Raw genomic sequence first — 16,871 nt, 5'->3', positions numbered from 1 at the left:
TGAAAAAGGGAGCCCGAAGGCTCCCTTTTTTTTGTCGCTCAACGCTTGATCAGAACAACACGCGGCTACGGATAGTGCCGTTGATGTGCTGCAGCTTCTCTTGCGCCAGATCCGAGTACTCGGCGTCGACGTCGATCACCACGTAGCCAACCTTCTCGTTGGTCTGCAGGAACTGACCGGAGATGTTGATGCCGTTTTCGGCGAAGACCTTGTTGATCTCGCTCATCACACCCGGGATGTTCTCGTGGATGTGCAGCAGGCGGTGCTTGCCAGGGTGAGCCGGCAGGGCCACTTCCGGGAAGTTCACCGACGAAACGGAGGTACCGTTGTCGCTGTACTTGACCAGTTTCTCTGCCACTTCCAGACCGATGTTGGCTTGCGCTTCGGCGGTCGAACCACCGATGTGCGGGGTCAGGATCACGTTGTCGAGGCCACGCAGCGGGCTTTCGAACTCTTCGTCGTTGGAACGAGGCTCCACCGGGAATACGTCGATGGCCGCGCCGATCAGGTGCTTGTCCTTGATCGCGTCCGCCAGGGCGTCCAGTTCGACCACGGTGCCGCGCGCGGCGTTGATCAGGATGCCGCCCTTCTTGATGGCGCGGATTTCCTTCTCGCCGATCATCCACTGGGTCGCGGCGGTTTCCGGAACGTGCAGGGTGACGATGTCGGACATGCCCAGCAGTTCGGTCAGGCTACCGATTTGAGTCGCGTTGCCCAGTGGCAGCTTGGTCACGGTGTCATAGAAGTACACCTGCATGCCCAGACCTTCAGCCAGAACCGACAACTGCGTACCGATCGAGCCGTAGCCGACGATGCCGAGTTTCTTGCCACGGATCTCGAAGGAGTTGGCTGCGGATTTGATCCAGCCGCCACGGTGGCAGGAAGCGTTTTTCTCAGGGATGCCGCGCAGCAGCAGGATCGCTTCGGCCAGCACCAGCTCGGCGACGGAGCGAGTGTTGGAGTACGGCGCGTTGAACACGGCGATACCGCGCTCGCGGGCAGCACTCAGGTCAACCTGGTTGGTGCCGATGCAGAAACAGCCGACCGCGACCAGCTTCTTCGCATGATCGAAGATCTCTTCGGTCAGTTGGGTGCGCGAACGAATGCCGATGAAGTGAGCGTCAGCGATCTTTTCCTTGAGCTGGGCTTCCGGCAAGGAACCTGTCAGGTATTCGATGCTGGTGTAGCCCGCCGCCTTGAGGACGTCGACAGCCGATTGGTGGACGCCTTCGAGAAGAAGGAACTTGATCTTGCTCTTATCGAGAGAAGTCTTGCTCATCTGCGTAAACCTGTATCCCGGAGAAAAATGGCAGGGAGGGGAGCAGCCTGGAGCTGACCCAAACGGCAGGAAAGCCGTTACCGCAGAACTGGCCTTGGGCACTGGCCTGCGGGGTCGGTATGCTAGCATAGCCTCCCCGCTAAACACTCATTCCTGCGACGTGAAGCGTTCTCAGGATGACCATGAATTGTTCGAGAGTTCTGTCGATGACCAATCCTGCCCTGATTGATGAACTGAAGACCCTGGTCGAGCCTGGCAAGGTCCTGACCGACACCGACTCCCTGAATGCTTACGGCAAGGATTGGACCAAGCACTTCGCCCCGGCGCCAAGCGCCATCGTGTTTCCCAAGACCATCGAGCAAGTGCAGGCCGTGGTGCGTTGGGCCAACACCCACAAGATTGCGCTGGTGCCGTCGGGCGGGCGCACCGGGCTTTCCGCCGCTGCGGTGGCGGCCAACGGCGAAGTGGTCGTCTCCTTCGACTACATGAATCAGATTCTCGACGTTAACCTCACCGACCGCACTGCCGTGTGTCAGCCGGGCGTGGTCACCGAGCATTTGCAGAACGTTGCCGAAGAAAAAGGCTTGTACTACCCGGTCGACTTCGCCTCGGCAGGTTCCAGTCAGATTGGCGGCAATATCGGCACCAATGCCGGCGGAATCAAGGTGATTCGCTACGGCATGACCCGCAACTGGGTGGCCGGCATGAAAGTCGTCACCGGCAAGGGTGATGTGCTGGAACTGAACAAAGACCTGATCAAGAACGCCACCGGTTACGACCTGCGTCAGCTGTTCATTGGCGCTGAAGGCACGCTCGGTTTCGTCGTCGAAGCGACCATGCGCCTCGATCGTGCGCCGAAAAACCTCACCGCGATGGTTCTCGGCACCGCCGATTTCGACTCGATCATGCCGGTGCTGCACGCCTTCCAGGGCAAGCTCGACCTGACCGCGTTCGAATTCTTCTCCGATAAGGCCCTGGCCAAGGTCATGGGCCGTGGCGACGTACCGGCGCCATTCGAAACCGACTGCCCGTTCTATGCGTTGCTGGAGTTTGAAGCGACTACTGAAGAAGTGGCCAACAGCGCACTGGAAACCTTCGAGCACTGCGTCGAACAGGGCTGGGTGCTCGACGGCGTGATGAGCCAGAGTGAAACCCAGCTGCAGAACCTGTGGAAGCTGCGCGAGTACATCTCCGAAACCATCTCGCACTGGACGCCGTACAAGAACGACATCTCGGTCACCGTGTCGAAAGTGCCAGCGTTCCTGAAGGAAATCGACGCGATCGTCGGCGAACACTATCCGGACTTCGAAATCGTCTGGTTCGGCCACATCGGCGACGGCAACCTGCACTTGAACATTCTCAAGCCGGATAACCTGAGCAAGGACGAGTTCTTCGCCAAATGCGCGACCGTCAACAAGTGGGTGTTCGAAACCGTCGAGAAGTACAACGGTTCGATCTCCGCCGAGCACGGCGTGGGCATGACAAAGCGCGATTACTTGACCTACAGCCGTTCCCCGGTCGAAATCGAGTACATGAAAGCGGTGAAAGCGGTGTTCGACCCGAACGGCATCATGAACCCGGGCAAGATTTTTGCGGTTTGATCGACAATCTTTGATGAATCAATGAAGGCAGGAGTCGGTAAATGAGCTATCAGCACCAGTACGTCGACGGTACGCGCATTCACTTCCCGATCGGGAAAGTCGTGTGCATTGGCCGCAATTACGCCGAACACGCCAAGGAACTGGACAATCCGGTGCCTACCGAGCCGTTGCTGTTCATCAAACCGGGCAGTTGCGTGGTGCCGCTGGAAGGCGGTTTCAGCATTCCGACCGAGCGCGGTTCAGTGCACTACGAAGCGGAAATCGCCGTGTTGATCGGCAAGCCGTTGTCGACCAAGCCGAGCCGTGAAGAAGTGCTCGACGCCATCTCTGGTTTTGCCCCGGCACTGGATCTGACCCTGCGCGACAAACAGGCCGAGCTGAAAGCCAAGGGCCTGCCGTGGGAAATCGCCAAGTCGTTCGACGGTGCGGCGGTGATCGCTCCGTTCGTGGTCGGCAGCACCTTTGCTGACGTGACCGACATCGGCATTCGCCTGACCATCAACGGCGAAGTGCGCCAGGACGGCAACAGCAGCGCGATGCTCAACCCGATCGTGCCGATGATCCAGCACATGGCCGGCTGCTTCTCGCTGCAGGCCGGTGACGTGATCCTCACCGGCACGCCAGTGGGCGTTGGCCCGCTGAACGTTGGCGATGACATCGTTCTCGAACTGGTTGGCGCGAGCAGCTTCAACAGCAGCGTGCGCTAACCGCGACACTGCAAATCCCCTGTGGGAGCGAGCTTGCTCGCGAAAGCATTTTGTCAGTCAACAAAGATGTCGACTGACACTCTGCCTTCGCGAGCAAGCTCGCTCCCACATTGTTTTGTGCTGCCCTGAAGATGGTTGGCAACACACGGCAATCCCGCCATTTGCCGTTTTTTTCACATCCTGTACGGATAATTCCTCTCATTCTGGCGTCTGAGCCGGCCTCTTTGTGCTATTACCCATAGCCTGAATTTTCGGAACGCGTCCCTCGATGTCATCTCAAACTCAGCTCAAACCCACCCGCCGTTCACGTTTCGCCCTGCGCTGGTATGTCTGGCTGTTGCTGGTGCTTGCCGCGGCATATGCCTTGGCGTTTGCCATGCATTGGGATGATCGCGGTGTGCTTTGGCTGCAGGAGCGCTTTGAAAGCCAGGCCGAGCAGAAGGAAAGCATCTGGCTGCCGGACTATCGGGTGGTCATCGATGCCAAACCGCTGAAGGGTATGGAGAAGGACGAGGCTTCGGATCTGGCTTACAACCCGCAGACCAAAACGCTGTTCTCGGTGATGGGCAAGAACCCGTTTCTCGCTGAACTGACGTTACAGGGCGATGTACTGCGCAAAATGCCGCTGGTGGGCTGGAGCAATCCGGAAGGCCTGACGATGATGGAAAACGGCTTGATGGCCATCGTCGACGAGCGCCAGCACATGCTGTCGATCGTCAAAGTCGATGCCGATACTCGCGAGCTGAATATCGCCGACTTCCCGAAATACGACCTCGGCCCGTCGAAAGACCAGAACAAAGCCTTCGAAGCTATTACCTGGGATTCCCACAACCAGCAATTGCTGCTCGGTGAGGAGCGGCCACCGGCGCTGTTCACCTGGAAGAGCGACGGCAGCCAGACCCTCAAGGGCGACAAGCAGAAACTTGCCAGTGATGAACTGGATATTCGCAACCTCTCGGCCTTGGCGATTGACCCGCGCACTCAGCACACACTGGTGCTGTCCGCCGACTCGCATCTGCTGCTGGAACTGGACGAGAAGGGCGAACAGGTCAGCTTCATGACCCTGCTTGGCGGCTTCAATGGCCTGAAAAACACCATTCCCCGCGCCGAAGGCGTGACCATGGACGAGGCAGGTACGCTGTACATAATCAGCGAGCCCAACCTGTTCTATCGCTTCGAAAAACAGAAATAGCAGCCTTCGGCAGCTCCTACAGGGGTTGGCTTGTGGTTTGAGGCAAGTGGCCATTAAGCTTCAGTTCAGACGGGCGTGGTATTTCATCCGCCTGTTTTGATCCCGAGCCATCCACATGCGTCGACTTGCCCGCCCCAAGCCTCTGATTATCTTCCTGTCGGTGATTGCCCTGATCGCGTTGATTGCGATCGGTCAATACATGCGCCTGTTCGAGCGCGCCTGGTTTAACTTGCACACCCTGTGGCAACCGCAGAGTAGCGAGTCGATTGGGCTGGATCAGTATCGCGTGGAGATTGAGGCGCGGGTGATTGACGGGCTGGACGACGATGTTTCGGCGCTGACCTTCGATCCGGTGCGCAAAAGCCTGTTCACCGTGACCAACAAGAATTCCGAGCTGGTCGAACTGTCGCTTGAAGGCAAGATCCTGCGGCGCATTGCCCTGATTGGTTTTGGCGATCCCGAAGCCGTCGAGTACATCAGCGCCGACACCTACGTGATCACTGATGAGCGTCAGCAGCGACTGATCAAGATTCACTTGGAGGCAGGCACCACATTCCTCGACGCGGCGGACGCCGAGCAGATGACCCTCGGCGTGCATATGGCCAGCAACAAAGGTTTTGAAGGCCTGGCGTATGACTCGGTGGGCAAGCGTCTGTTTGTCGCGAAAGAGCGTAATCCGATGCTCATCTACGAAGTGCACGGCTTTCCGCACTTCAATCCGGAAAAGTCCTACGCGGTGCATGTGATCAACGACCCCAAGCGTGACGCTGGGATGTTTGTGCGCGATCTGTCGAGTTTGCAATACGACGAGCGCAGCGGGCATTTGCTGGCGCTGTCGGATGAGTCGCGGTTGATTCTGGAGCTGGATGTCGGCGGACGGCCGTTGAGCACCATGTCCATCAGTGGCGGCCGGCAGGGTTTGAAGAAAACCGTGCCGCAGGCGGAAGGCATTGCGATGGATGATGACGGGACGTTGTATCTGGTGAGCGAGCCGAACCTGTTTTACGTCTTCAAAAAGCCTGCACAGCCCTAACCAACACCCCAAAACCATTGTAGGAGTGAGCCTGCTCGCGATAGCGGTCTGTCAGTCGACAACAATATCAACTGACAGACCGCTATCGCGAGCAGGCTCACTCCTACAGGGGGATTTCGTTTGCCCACAAATGTGTGGGTGACTGGGATTACTCAGCCTTGAGGGTTTTCACACCTTCACTGGTGCCCAGCAACAGCAAGTCCGCGGGACGCGCCGCGAACAAGCCGTTGGTGACCACGCCGACGATCGCATTGATCTGCGCTTCCAGCTCCACCGGGTTGGTGATCTGCAGGTTGAACACATCCAGAATGATGTTGCCGTTATCGGTCAAAACGCCTTCGCGGTACACCGGGTCGCCGCCCAGTTTCACCAATTGACGCGCGACGTGGCTGCGGGCCATCGGGATCACTTCGACCGGCAGCGGGAACTCGCCCAGCACCGGCACCAGTTTGCTGGCGTCGGCGATGCAGATGAAGGTCTTGGCCACGGCGGCAACGATCTTCTCGCGGGTCAGCGCTGCGCCGCCGCCCTTGATCAGGTTCAGGTGCGCGTCGCTTTCATCGGCGCCGTCGACGTAGAACTCCAGGTCGCTGACGGTGTTCAGCTCATACACCGGAATCCCGTGGCCCTTGAGGCGCGCGGCGGTAGCTTCGGAACTGGCCACCGCGCCATCGAAGGCGCCCTTGTGCTGGGCCAGGGCGTCGATGAAGCAGTTGGCGGTGGAGCCGGTGCCGACCCCGACGATGCTCTTGTCGTCGAGTTTCGGAAGGATGAAGTCGACGGCGGCCTGAGCCACTGCCTGTTTGAGTTGATCCTGGGTCATGCGGGCTCCGGAAGCGGGCAAGGTGAGAACGGAAAGGCCGGCATTATAGCCGCAAGCGAGGCTAAAACCTCTGGATTCGTGTGGTCGTCCGGGCAAAAGCCGGGTTAGACTCCTTGGCCCTGCCCAACCCGCTCAGTGATGCTTTCCGATGCTCGAACAGTACGTCAAAAAGATCCTCACCTCGCGCGTTTATGACGTTGCCGTAGAAACCCCTTTACAGAACGCTCGCCAGCTCTCCGAGCGGCTGGGCAATGACATCTGGCTCAAGCGTGAAGACTTGCAGCCGGTGTTCTCGTTCAAGATTCGCGGCGCCTACAACAAACTCACCCAGCTGACTGACGAAGAGCGCGCCCGTGGCGTGGTCACCGCGTCGGCGGGCAACCATGCGCAAGGTCTGGCCCTGGCGGCGAAAGTGCTGGGCGTCAAAGCCACCATCGTCATGCCCAAGACCACCCCCGAGATCAAAGTCGAAGGCGTGCGCTCGCGTGGCGGCAAAGTAGTGCTGCACGGGGATTCGTTCCCGGAAGCGCTGGCTTATTCGCTGAAACTGGTCGATGAAAAAGGCTATGTCTACATTCACCCGTACGATGATCCGCACACCATTGCCGGGCAGGGCACCGTGGCGATGGAAATTCTGCGCCAGCACCCGCAGCCATTGGACGCGATTTTCGTTCCGGTCGGCGGCGGAGGCCTGATCGCCGGCATCGCTGCCTACGTGAAATACCTGCGTCCGGACATCAAAGTCATCGGCGTCGAGCCGGACGACTCCAACTGCCTGCAAGCGGCGATGGCCGCCGGTGAGCGCGTGGTGTTGCCGACCGTGGGCATCTTCGCCGACGGCGTGGCGGTGGCGCAGATCGGCCAGCACACCTTCGACATCTGCAAGGAATACGTCGATGAAGTGATCACCGTCAGCACTGACGAGATCTGTGCGGCTATCAAGGATATCTACGACGATACCCGCTCGATCACCGAACCTGCCGGCGCATTGGGCGTGGCCGGGATCAAGAAGTACGTCGAGTTGCGCGGCGTCAGCGGCCAGACCTTTGTGGCCATCGACTCCGGCGCCAACGTCAACTTCGATCGCCTGCGCCACGTCGCCGAACGCGCCGAGCTGGGTGAAGGCCGCGAAGCGATAATCGCTGTGACCATCCCCGAGAAGGCCGGCAGCTTCAAGGCGTTCTGCGAAGCGATCGGCAAGCGCCAGATCACCGAATTCAACTACCGCTACAACACCGGCAGCGAAGCGCACATTTTCGTTGGCGTGCAGACCCATCCGGAAAACGATCCGCGCAGTGCATTGCTGGCGAGCCTGACCGAGCAGGGTTTCCCGGTACTCGACCTGACCGATAACGAACTGGCCAAGCTGCATATCCGCCACATGGTCGGCGGCCACGCGGCGCACGTGATTGATGAAGTGGTGTTCCGCTTCGAGTTCCCGGAGCGTCCGGGCGCGCTGTTCAATTTCCTCAACAAGCTCGGTGGGCGCTGGAACATCTCGATGTTCCACTACCGCAACCACGGCGCTGCCGATGGTCGCGTGGTCGCCGGTCTGCAAGTACCGCACGACGAACGTCATCTGGTGCCGGCGGCGCTTGAGGAAATCGGTTACCCGTACTGGGATGAAAGCGAAAACCCGGCCTATCAGCTGTTTCTTGGCTGAGCGGCTACGCTGATGGGCATGGCCCAAGGAAGAGAATTACATGGAAACCCTGACCACCCTGAAAGTCCTTCACGTCGCGGCGACCGTGGTCATACTCGCGAGCGGGCTGGGGCTTGCCGCCCTGACCTGGCGTAATCGCAGCGAAGGGCCGGCCAGCACGATGCAGCGTCCCTGGCTGTTTATCTGGTGTTTGATGCTGATCGGTATGCTGAGCATGCCTTTCACCGGCTGGTGGCTGGTGCACCTGATCGGCTGGCCATTGGGGCAGTTGTGGATTCTGGGGTCCAGCGTGATTTATGCCGTGGCCACGTTGAGTGCAGTGTGGTTGTTGGTGCGGCTTAATCGGCTGTGGACAACGGGGGTTGGCAACTGGAAATTCAATCTGGCCCTGGCGATTGTCAGCGGCGTCGGGTTTCTCGCCATTGCCGGGTTGATGGGGGCCAAGCCTGTTTAAGGCTTGAGACCGTGTCGACCCCATTCGCGAGCAGGCTCGCTCCTACATTGGAATGCGTTCCCCTGTAGGAGTGAGCCTGCTCGCGATAGCGATTTCAGTCGCGCAGAGTAATAACCGGCCAGCCACGCTTCTCGGCTTCAGCACGCAGATTCGGATCCGGATCCACCGCGACCGGATTCGCCACCTGCTCCAGCAGCGGCAAGTCATTCATCGAATCGCTATAAAAATAGCTGTCATCCAGCGAATACCCGGTTTCCTCCAGCCAACGGTTCAGGCGCGTGACCTTGCCTTCGCGAAAGCACGGAATGTCGGTGCTGCGCCCGCTGTAGCGGCCATCAACCATCTCGCATTCGGTGGCAATCAGGGTTTCAACGCCCAGGCGCACGGCAATCGGCGCCGTCACGAAGCGGTTGGTCGCGGTGATGATCACCAGTTTGTCGCCGGCGTCCCGGTGTTTTTTCAGCAGTTCCAGCGCCTTCGGCAATACGATCGGCTCAATGCAGTCGCGCATGTAATCGTTGTGCCATTGCTCAAGCACGGCCATTTCGGTGCGGCCGAGGATCTCCAGGCAGAAGTTCAGGTACGCGGCGTTATCCAGTTTGCCGGCCAGGTAATCCTGATAAAACTCGTCGTTGCGAGCCTTGTACGCAATCGGGTCGAGGAAGCCGCGTTCACACAGATAGTCGCCCCAGGCGTGATCGCTGTCGCCGCCCAGAAGGGTGTTGTCCAAATCGAATAGAGCCAGGCGCATTGCAGTTACCCGCTGAAAAGTCAGTAAAAAGGCGACAAGAATACGGTCTTTTCACAAGAGTGCACATAAGGTAGGAAGCCTCGTTGCCGCCTTATCAACCTTTGTGGAACAATGCGGCGACATGCGTTTGCGAGGTTGTTGCCGTGATCGACCCCGATGGTTTCCGCCCCAATGTCGGGATCATTCTGACGAATGACGCCGGCCAGGTGCTATGGGCTCGCCGTATCAATCAAGATGCCTGGCAGTTTCCGCAAGGGGGAATCAACCCTGAAGAGACGCCGGAAGACGCCTTGTACCGCGAGCTGAACGAAGAAGTTGGCCTGGAACGTGAAGATGTTGAAATACTGGCCTGTACCCGGGGCTGGTTACGCTATCGTTTGCCGCAACGTCTGGTGCGTACGCACAGCCAACCGCTGTGCATCGGCCAGAAACAGAAATGGTTTCTCCTGCGCCTGATCTCCAACGAGCAGCGGGTGCGGATGGATTTGACCGGTAAACCGGAGTTCGATGGCTGGCGCTGGGTCAGCTATTGGTATCCGTTGGGCCAGGTGGTGACATTCAAGCGCGAGGTGTATCGCCGCGCCCTCAAAGAGCTTGCCCCGCGCCTTTTAGCGCGCGACTGACGACGGAGTTCGACCCCGAGCCATGCTCAATACGCTGCGCAAGATCGTCCAGGAAGTTAACTCCGCCAAGGATCTCAAGGCGGCGTTGGGGATTATTGTGTTGCGCGTCAAAGAGGCCATGGGCAGCCAGGTCTGCTCGGTCTACCTGCTTGATCCCGAGACCAACCGCTTCGTCCTGATGGCCACCGAGGGCTTGAACAAGCGCTCGATCGGCAAGGTCAGCATGGCACCCAACGAAGGTCTGGTCGGTCTGGTCGGCACGCGTGAAGAACCCCTGAACCTCGAAAACGCTGCGGATCACCCGCGCTACCGTTACTTCGCCGAAACCGGTGAAGAACGTTACGCCTCGTTCCTCGGTGCACCGATCATTCACCACCGCCGCGTCGTCGGCGTGTTGGTTATCCAACAAAAAGAACGCCGCCAGTTCGACGAAGGTGAAGAAGCCTTCCTCGTGACCATGAGCGCACAGCTTGCAGGCGTTATCGCCCACGCCGAAGCCACCGGTTCGATCCGTGGTCTGGGCCGTCAGGGCAAAGGCATTCAGGAAGCCAAGTTCGTCGGCGTGCCGGGTTCGCCGGGGGCCGCAGTCGGTACTGCGGTGGTCATGCTGCCGCCGGCCGATCTCGACGTGGTGCCAGACAAGACCATCACCGACATCAATGCCGAACTGGCACTGTTCAAGACCGCCATCGAAGGCGTGCGCGCCGACATGCGCGCGTTGTCCGCCAAACTCGCGACCCAACTGCGCCCGGAAGAGCGCGCACTGTTCGACGTCTACCTGATGATGCTCGACGATGCCTCGCTGGGCAGCGAAATCACCACCGTGATCAAGACTGGCCAGTGGGCGCAGGGCGCGCTGCGTCAGGTGGTCACTGAGCACGTCAACCGTTTCGAACTGATGGACGACGCCTACCTGCGTGAGCGTGCGTCGGACGTCAAAGACCTCGGTCGCCGCCTGCTCGCCTACTTGCAGGAAGAGCGCCAGCAGAACCTGGTCTATCCGGAAAAAACCATTCTGGTCAGCGAAGAGCTGACGCCGGCGATGCTCGGCGAGGTGCCGGAAGGCACGCTGGTCGGTCTGGTTTCGGTACTCGGCTCGGGTAACTCGCACGTCGCGATTCTCGCCCGGGCCATGGGCATTCCGACGGTGATGGGTCTGGTCGACCTGCCGTACGCCAAGGTCGACGGCATCGAAATGATCGTCGATGGCACACGCGGCGAGGTCTACACCAACCCGAGCGAAGTGCTGCGCAAGCAGTTCGCCGAAGTCGTCGAAGAAGAGAAACAACTGGCGCTGGGCCTCGACACCCTGCGCGACCTACCGTGCGTGACCCTCGATGGCCACCGCATGCCGCTGTGGGTCAACACCGGCCTGCTGGCCGATGTGGCGCGGGCGCAGAAGCGTGGCGCCGAAGGTGTCGGCCTGTACCGCACCGAAGTGCCGTTCATGATCAACCAGCGCTTCCCGAGCGAGAAGGAACAACTGGCGATCTACCGCGAGCAACTCGCCGCGTTCCACCCGCAACCGGTGACCATGCGCAGCCTCGACATCGGCGGTGACAAGTCGCTGTCGTACTTCCCGATCAAGGAAGACAACCCGTTCCTCGGCTGGCGCGGCATTCGTGTGACTCTCGACCACCCTGAAATCTTCCTGGTGCAGACCCGCGCGATGCTCAAGGCCAGCGAAGGCCTGAACAACCTGCGGATTCTGCTGCCGATGATCTCCGGCACCCACGAACTCGAAGAAGCCCTGCACCTGATCCACCGGGCCTGGGGTGAAGTGCGCGACGAAGGCACCGACGTGCCGATGCCGCCGATCGGCGTGATGATCGAGATCCCGGCAGCGGTGTACCAGACCAAGGAGCTGGCGCGGATGGTCGACTTCCTGTCCGTCGGTTCCAACGACTTGACCCAGTATTTGCTGGCGGTCGACCGTAACAACCCGCGTGTGGCCGATCTCTACGACTACCTGCATCCGGCGGTGCTGCAAGCCCTGCAAACCGTGGTACGCGATGCCCATGCCGAAGGTAAACCGGTGAGTATCTGCGGCGAAATGGCCGGTGATCCGGCGGCGGCAGTGCTGTTGATGGCGATGGGTTTTGACAGTTTGTCGATGAACGCCACCAACTTGCCGAAGGTGAAGTGGATGCTGCGTCAGGTCAATCTGAGCAAGGCTCAGGAATTGCTGGCGGAGCTGATGACCATCGACAATCCGCAAGTTATCCACAGCTCGCTGCAATTGGCGCTGAAGAACCTTGGGTTGTCGAAGATGCATCCGCCGGCGGTGGTCAAGGCCCTCTGAATCAAAAGCCCCTCATCGGAACGCCGCCCGCCTAACCCTCTCCCAGAGGGAGAGGGGACTGATCCGGGGATGCTGTGGACTTACGCCGACCTGAAAGGGCTGTGCTGAATCCATAATCGAAGCGCCCCGACCTGATAGTGCTGTGCCGAATCCATAATCGACTCGGTCTTTCAGGTCGGTGTATGGCGCAAGACACCTCGGTCGGCCCCCTCTCCCTCCGGGAGAGGGCTGGGGTGAGGGTCAGCTCTTAGACACAAACCTCAACTTCCCCAAGATGCCCGCCATACGGCCCAAAACTCCGCTCCACCATCCGCCGAGTCCCGTCCGCCTGAACGATCAACGCCGTACTCGCCCGCGTCCCATAACTCTGACTGGCAATAAACACACTCGACAACAAAGTCTCAGTCGCCAACCCCACCCCTGTATCCGGCAGCTCAGCCGACGGCGCAACCTGCGCATCACTCAACAACCCCAACAACCGCGCAGGCGTCGGATCATCCAGCACTGCACCTAACGCTGCCTTGGCCTTGAGCAACTTCGGCCACGGCGTATCCAGCCCGGCATTGGATAATCCGTAAACCCCCGATCCCAGCATCACCGGTTCCGACATCCGCGCATTGAAATGCCACAGCTCATGACTATTACCGAGCAGCAGATTAAACCCGGCATATTCCGCCGCACGCCCGACCACTTCGCTCAAATAATCATCAATCGACGCATCGCCGGTCAGAAACCGCGCCACCAACTCACCCCGCGACTTACGCGCTGGCGCCTGCTGCGGATCGCGGATATTGGTCAGCGCGGCAAAGCGCCCGTTGGCGCCAATCCCCAGCCAACTCCCGCCGGCCTCAAGATCACGTCCGGCATGCACATGCGGCGCCTCTGGCCATGGCGCCAGTGGCAGGCTTGGCCGGGCGTAGAACTCGTCACGGTTGGCCGCGACGATCAGCGGCTGGGCATGGCCCGGGCGCCAGGCGAAAACAATCAGGCACATAAGGTGGTCCTTGTGTGTTTTTTGCTCACTCTACGCATCCGGCGTCCGTGCATCCATCGCCAGTGGAGCCAAAGGGTGTGCATCCGTTACCATGCCGCTCCGGTTTTGCGGATGCGGTCTGGGGAGACGGTCATGGAATTTCTGCTCTATCTGGCGCTGGGCGCCTGTGCGGGCGTGCTGGCCGGGCTGTTCGGGGTTGGCGGCGGGATCATCATCGTGCCGGTGCTGGTGTTCAGTTTCACCTTGCAGGGCTTCGATCAGTCGATCCTCACGCATCTGGCGGTCGGCACTTCGCTGGCGACGATCATCTTCACCTCGGTCAACGCCGTGCGTGAGCATCACCGTCGAGGCGCAGTGCGCTGGCCGATCTTCATGTGGATGGCCGTCGGCATTCTGTTGGGGGCCGGTTTTGGCGCGCTGACCGCTGAAGCGATTTCTGGCCCGCACCTGCAAAAGATCATCGGCGTGTTTGCCTTGATCATCTCGGTGCAACTGGCGCTGGACATCAAACCCAAGGCCAGCCGAACGGTGCCGGGTAAACTCGGTCTGACCGTGGCCGGCAGTGTGATCGGCTGGGCCTCGGCGATTTTTGGCGTGGGCGGCGGTTCGCTGACCGTGCCGTTCCTGACCTGGTGCAGCGTGCCGATGCAGCAAGCCGTGGCAACCTCATCGGCCTGTGGTCTGCCGATCGCCCTGGTCAGTGCATTAAGTTTCATGATTCTGGGGTGGCACGATCCGTTGTTGCCACCGCATAGTCTCGGTTTTGTTTATTTACCGGCGCTGCTGGGCATCGCCCTGACCAGCATGGTCTTCGCCCGCATCGGCGCGCGTTTGGCACATCGGTTGTCGCCGCGCTTGCTGAAACGGCTGTTCGCCGCTTTGCTGTTCAGCGTGGGTCTGAGCTTCTTGCTTTAACCACTTCGCAATCCTGGCTTAATCCTGTGGTGGCAGCGTCGCCCGGGAATTTTGGTTTCAACTCTAACGAGGAGTCGCAATGCTGCCTTACCCGCAGATCGACCCGGTGGCCCTGGCCATCGGTCCGCTGAAAATCCACTGGTACGGTCTCATGTACCTCGTCGGCATCGGCGGTGCGTGGCTGCTGGCGTCGCGCCGGCTCAACCGTTTCGACCCGACCTGGACCAAGGAGAAACTCTCCGACATGGTCTTCTGGATGTCGATGGGCGTGATCGTCGGCGGACGTCTGGGTTACGTGCTGTTCTACGATCTGAGTGCCTACCTGGCCAACCCGACGCTGATTTTCGAAGTGTGGAAGGGCGGCATGTCGTTCCACGGCGGTTTCATCGGCGTGATGCTCGCAGCCTTGTGGTTCGGCAAGCGTAACGGCAAGTCGTTCTTCCAGTTGATGGACTTCGTCGCACCAATGGTGCCGATCGGCCTGGGTGCTGGGCGCATCGGTAACTTCATCAACGCCGAGTTGTGGGGTAAGGCCACCGACGTGCCATGGGCGATGGTCTTCCCGCCGTTCAGCGATCCGGCGCAACTGCCGCGTCACCCGTCGCAGTTGTACCAATTCGCGCTTGAAGGCGTGGCGCTGTTCCTGATCTTGTGGATTTTCTCGCGCAAACCGCGTCCGACCATGGCCGTTTCCGGCATGTTCGCGCTGTTCTACGGCATCTTCCGGTTCATCGTCGAGTTCGTCCGCGTCCCGGATGCGCAACTGGGCTATCTGGCCTGGAACTGGCTGACCATGGGCCAGGTGCTCTGCGTACCGATGATCGTCGGCGGGCTGTTCCTGATCTGGCTGGCCTATCGTCGCGCACCGGCAGCACCGCTCGCGCCGACGGCTTAAACTACGAACCCCGGCGCGCGACGCCGGGGCTCAAAGGACACAGGTAACTCATGAAGCAATATCTCGAACTGGTCTCGCACGTCATTCAGAACGGCACCAAACAGGCCAACCGCACCGGCATCAACACCATCAGTTTCCCGGGTGCGATGCTGCGTTTCGATCTGCAGGAAGGTTTTCCGGCGATCACCACGCGCAAAATGGCCTTCAAATCGGCCATCGGCGAGATGTGCGGTTTTCTCCGTGGCGTGAACAATGCCGCTGAATTCCGGGCGCTGGGCTGCAAGGTCTGGGACCAGAACGCCAACGAAAACGCGCAGTGGCTGGCCAACCCGTTCCGTCAGGGCGACGACGACCTCGGCGAAATCTACGGCGTGCAATGGCGCAAATGGCCGGCGTACAAGCAGATCCCGCTGAGCAACACCGCTGCCATCGAACAAACCTTGAGCAACGGCTACAAGCAGATCGCTCAGGGCGAAGAAGACGGCCAGGCCTACGTGGTGTTGTACAAAGCCATCGACCAGGTGCGTCAGTGCGTCGACACGATCATCAACGATCCGGGCAGCCGCCGCATCCTGTTCCACGGCTGGAACGTCGCTCAGCTGGATGAAATGGCCCTGCCGCCGTGCCACCTGCTGTACCAGTTCCACCCGAACGTCGAGACCAAAGAGATCTCCCTGACCCTGTATATCCGCTCCAACGACTTGGGTCTGGGCACGCCGTTCAACCTCACCGAAGGCGCCGCGCTGCTGAGCCTGATTGGTCGCCTGACTGGCTACACGCCGCGCTGGTTCACCTATTTCATCGGTGATGCGCACGTCTACGAGAACCACCTGGACATGCTCAACGAACAGCTCAAGCGCGAGCCGTTCGCCATGCCGAAGCTGAAAATTTCGGATCGTGTGCCGGAGTTTGCCAAGACCGGTGTTTATCAGCCAGAGTGGCTGGAGCTGGTCGAGCCGAGCGATTTCTCGCTGGAAGGCTACGAACACCACGCGCCAATGACCGCGCCGATGGCGGTCTAAGCCGTTGCATAAAACCCCTGTGGGAGCGAGCCTGCTCGCGAAGAGGGCGTGTCAGTCATAGAGATGTCGACTGATATACCGCTTTCGCGAGCAGGCTCGCTCCCACATTTGGTTTTGCGTGAGTCTTAATGGCCGTGGCTGCGGCCTACGTGGGAATGCTCAACCTCCGTCGCGACAACCCCGCCACTCACTTCCAGCCGCTGCAAAATCCCGCATTGATCGGCCATCGGCCCTTCTCCACAACGTTGGCGCAGGTCGAGCAGTTGCGTCTGCAACGCCAACAAGCCATCAATCCGCGCCTTCACATGTTGGATGTGCTCGTCGATCAGCGTATTCACGCTTTCACACTGATCCTGCGGGCTATCACGCATGGCCAGCAGGCTGCGGATTTCTTCGAGGGTCATGTCGAGGGTGCGGCAGTTGCGGATAAAGGTCAGGCGTTCGGCGTGCGCCTGGGTGTAAACGCGGTAGTTGCCGTCGCTGCGAGCCGGTTCCGGCAGCAGGTTTTCGCGCTCGTAGTAGCGGATGGTTTCCACGGCGCAGTCGGTGAGTTTGGCCAGTTCTCCAATCTTCATGACGACAATCTCCAAAAGGGTGCTTGACCCTATAGTGGCTAC

General features: G+C 59.8%; 16 protein-coding genes. 11 read left to right on the top strand and 5 right to left on the bottom strand.

Annotated elements, in window-relative coordinates; genetic code table 11:
* Positions 1-49: 49 nt before the first annotated feature.
* Complete coding sequence (gene serA / locus CLU80_RS11860; RefSeq protein ID WP_008085296.1) at positions 50-1,279, bottom strand: phosphoglycerate dehydrogenase; 1,230 nt, start codon at positions 1,277-1,279, stop codon at positions 50-52.
* Between the two features lie 206 nt (positions 1,280-1,485).
* Here serA and CLU80_RS11850 point away from each other — a divergent pair, with 206 nt between their 5' ends.
* From CLU80_RS11850 to CLU80_RS11835, 4 genes are all read left to right on the top strand, one after another.
* A complete protein-coding gene (locus CLU80_RS11850) occupies positions 1,486-2,880 on the top strand; it encodes a D-2-hydroxyglutarate dehydrogenase (RefSeq protein WP_099757448.1) in 1,395 nt (464 codons plus the stop codon).
* Positions 2,881-2,921: 41 nt separating this feature from the next.
* A complete protein-coding gene (locus CLU80_RS11845) occupies positions 2,922-3,587 on the top strand; it encodes a fumarylacetoacetate hydrolase family protein (protein ID WP_099757447.1) in 666 nt (221 codons plus the stop codon).
* A 268-nt stretch (positions 3,588-3,855) separates the two neighbouring features.
* On the top strand, positions 3,856-4,779 hold the full coding sequence (locus tag CLU80_RS11840) for an SdiA-regulated domain-containing protein (RefSeq protein ID WP_099757446.1): 924 nt from the start codon (positions 3,856-3,858) through the stop codon (positions 4,777-4,779).
* Between the two features lie 115 nt (positions 4,780-4,894).
* On the top strand, positions 4,895-5,812 hold the full coding sequence (locus CLU80_RS11835) for an SdiA-regulated domain-containing protein (protein WP_099757445.1): 918 nt from the start codon (positions 4,895-4,897) through the stop codon (positions 5,810-5,812).
* A gap of 148 nt (positions 5,813-5,960) precedes the next feature.
* On the opposite strand, the gene rpiA is transcribed toward CLU80_RS11835, so the two are convergent.
* Complete coding sequence (gene rpiA / locus CLU80_RS11825; RefSeq protein WP_007913886.1) at positions 5,961-6,635, bottom strand: ribose-5-phosphate isomerase RpiA; 675 nt, start codon at positions 6,633-6,635, stop codon at positions 5,961-5,963.
* Positions 6,636-6,783: 148 nt separating this feature from the next.
* On the opposite strand from rpiA, the gene ilvA reads away from it, so the two are divergent.
* Positions 6,784-8,298 (top strand): threonine ammonia-lyase, biosynthetic, encoded by a 1,515-nt coding sequence (gene ilvA / locus CLU80_RS11820; protein WP_099757444.1) that lies wholly within the window; start codon positions 6,784-6,786, stop codon positions 8,296-8,298.
* A 40-nt stretch (positions 8,299-8,338) separates the two neighbouring features.
* On the top strand, positions 8,339-8,752 hold the full coding sequence (locus CLU80_RS11815) for a DUF2269 family protein (protein WP_093429794.1): 414 nt from the start codon (positions 8,339-8,341) through the stop codon (positions 8,750-8,752).
* A gap of 94 nt (positions 8,753-8,846) precedes the next feature.
* Here the strand turns inward: CLU80_RS11815 and CLU80_RS11810 are convergent, their stop codons facing one another.
* Positions 8,847-9,503, bottom strand: coding sequence for a histidinol-phosphatase (locus CLU80_RS11810; protein ID WP_095125831.1), 657 nt, complete (start codon positions 9,501-9,503; stop codon positions 8,847-8,849).
* Positions 9,504-9,646: 143 nt separating this feature from the next.
* Here CLU80_RS11810 and CLU80_RS11805 point away from each other — a divergent pair, with 143 nt between their 5' ends.
* A complete protein-coding gene (locus CLU80_RS11805) occupies positions 9,647-10,126 on the top strand; it encodes an RNA pyrophosphohydrolase (RefSeq protein WP_003229203.1) in 480 nt (159 codons plus the stop codon).
* Positions 10,127-10,148: 22 nt separating this feature from the next.
* A complete protein-coding gene (gene ptsP / locus CLU80_RS11800) occupies positions 10,149-12,428 on the top strand; it encodes a phosphoenolpyruvate--protein phosphotransferase (RefSeq protein WP_007913900.1) in 2,280 nt (759 codons plus the stop codon).
* A 247-nt stretch (positions 12,429-12,675) separates the two neighbouring features.
* Here the strand turns inward: ptsP and CLU80_RS11795 are convergent, their stop codons facing one another.
* Complete coding sequence (locus CLU80_RS11795; RefSeq protein WP_093429797.1) at positions 12,676-13,422, bottom strand: NRDE family protein; 747 nt, start codon at positions 13,420-13,422, stop codon at positions 12,676-12,678.
* A gap of 132 nt (positions 13,423-13,554) precedes the next feature.
* Here CLU80_RS11795 and CLU80_RS11790 point away from each other — a divergent pair, with 132 nt between their 5' ends.
* From CLU80_RS11790 to CLU80_RS11780, 3 genes are all read left to right on the top strand, one after another.
* Positions 13,555-14,337: a sulfite exporter TauE/SafE family protein gene (locus CLU80_RS11790; protein ID WP_099757443.1), complete on the top strand. Its 783-nt coding sequence runs from the start codon at positions 13,555-13,557 to the stop codon at positions 14,335-14,337.
* A 79-nt stretch (positions 14,338-14,416) separates the two neighbouring features.
* Positions 14,417-15,232: a prolipoprotein diacylglyceryl transferase gene (lgt, locus tag CLU80_RS11785; RefSeq protein WP_016983202.1), complete on the top strand. Its 816-nt coding sequence runs from the start codon at positions 14,417-14,419 to the stop codon at positions 15,230-15,232.
* A 50-nt stretch (positions 15,233-15,282) separates the two neighbouring features.
* Positions 15,283-16,254 (top strand): thymidylate synthase, encoded by a 972-nt coding sequence (locus CLU80_RS11780; protein WP_034153704.1) that lies wholly within the window; start codon positions 15,283-15,285, stop codon positions 16,252-16,254.
* A 125-nt stretch (positions 16,255-16,379) separates the two neighbouring features.
* Here the strand turns inward: CLU80_RS11780 and cadR are convergent, their stop codons facing one another.
* Positions 16,380-16,829 (bottom strand): Cd(II)/Pb(II)-responsive transcriptional regulator, encoded by a 450-nt coding sequence (gene cadR, locus CLU80_RS11775; RefSeq protein ID WP_016983204.1) that lies wholly within the window; start codon positions 16,827-16,829, stop codon positions 16,380-16,382.
* Positions 16,830-16,871: the final 42 nt, after the last annotated feature.

Origin of the sequence: Pseudomonas sp. 29 (genome assembly GCF_002754355.1) — a bacterium.
Lineage (GTDB): Bacteria > Pseudomonadota > Gammaproteobacteria > Pseudomonadales > Pseudomonadaceae > Aquipseudomonas > Aquipseudomonas neuropathica.
This window is presented reverse-complemented; position numbering and strand designations above follow the sequence as displayed.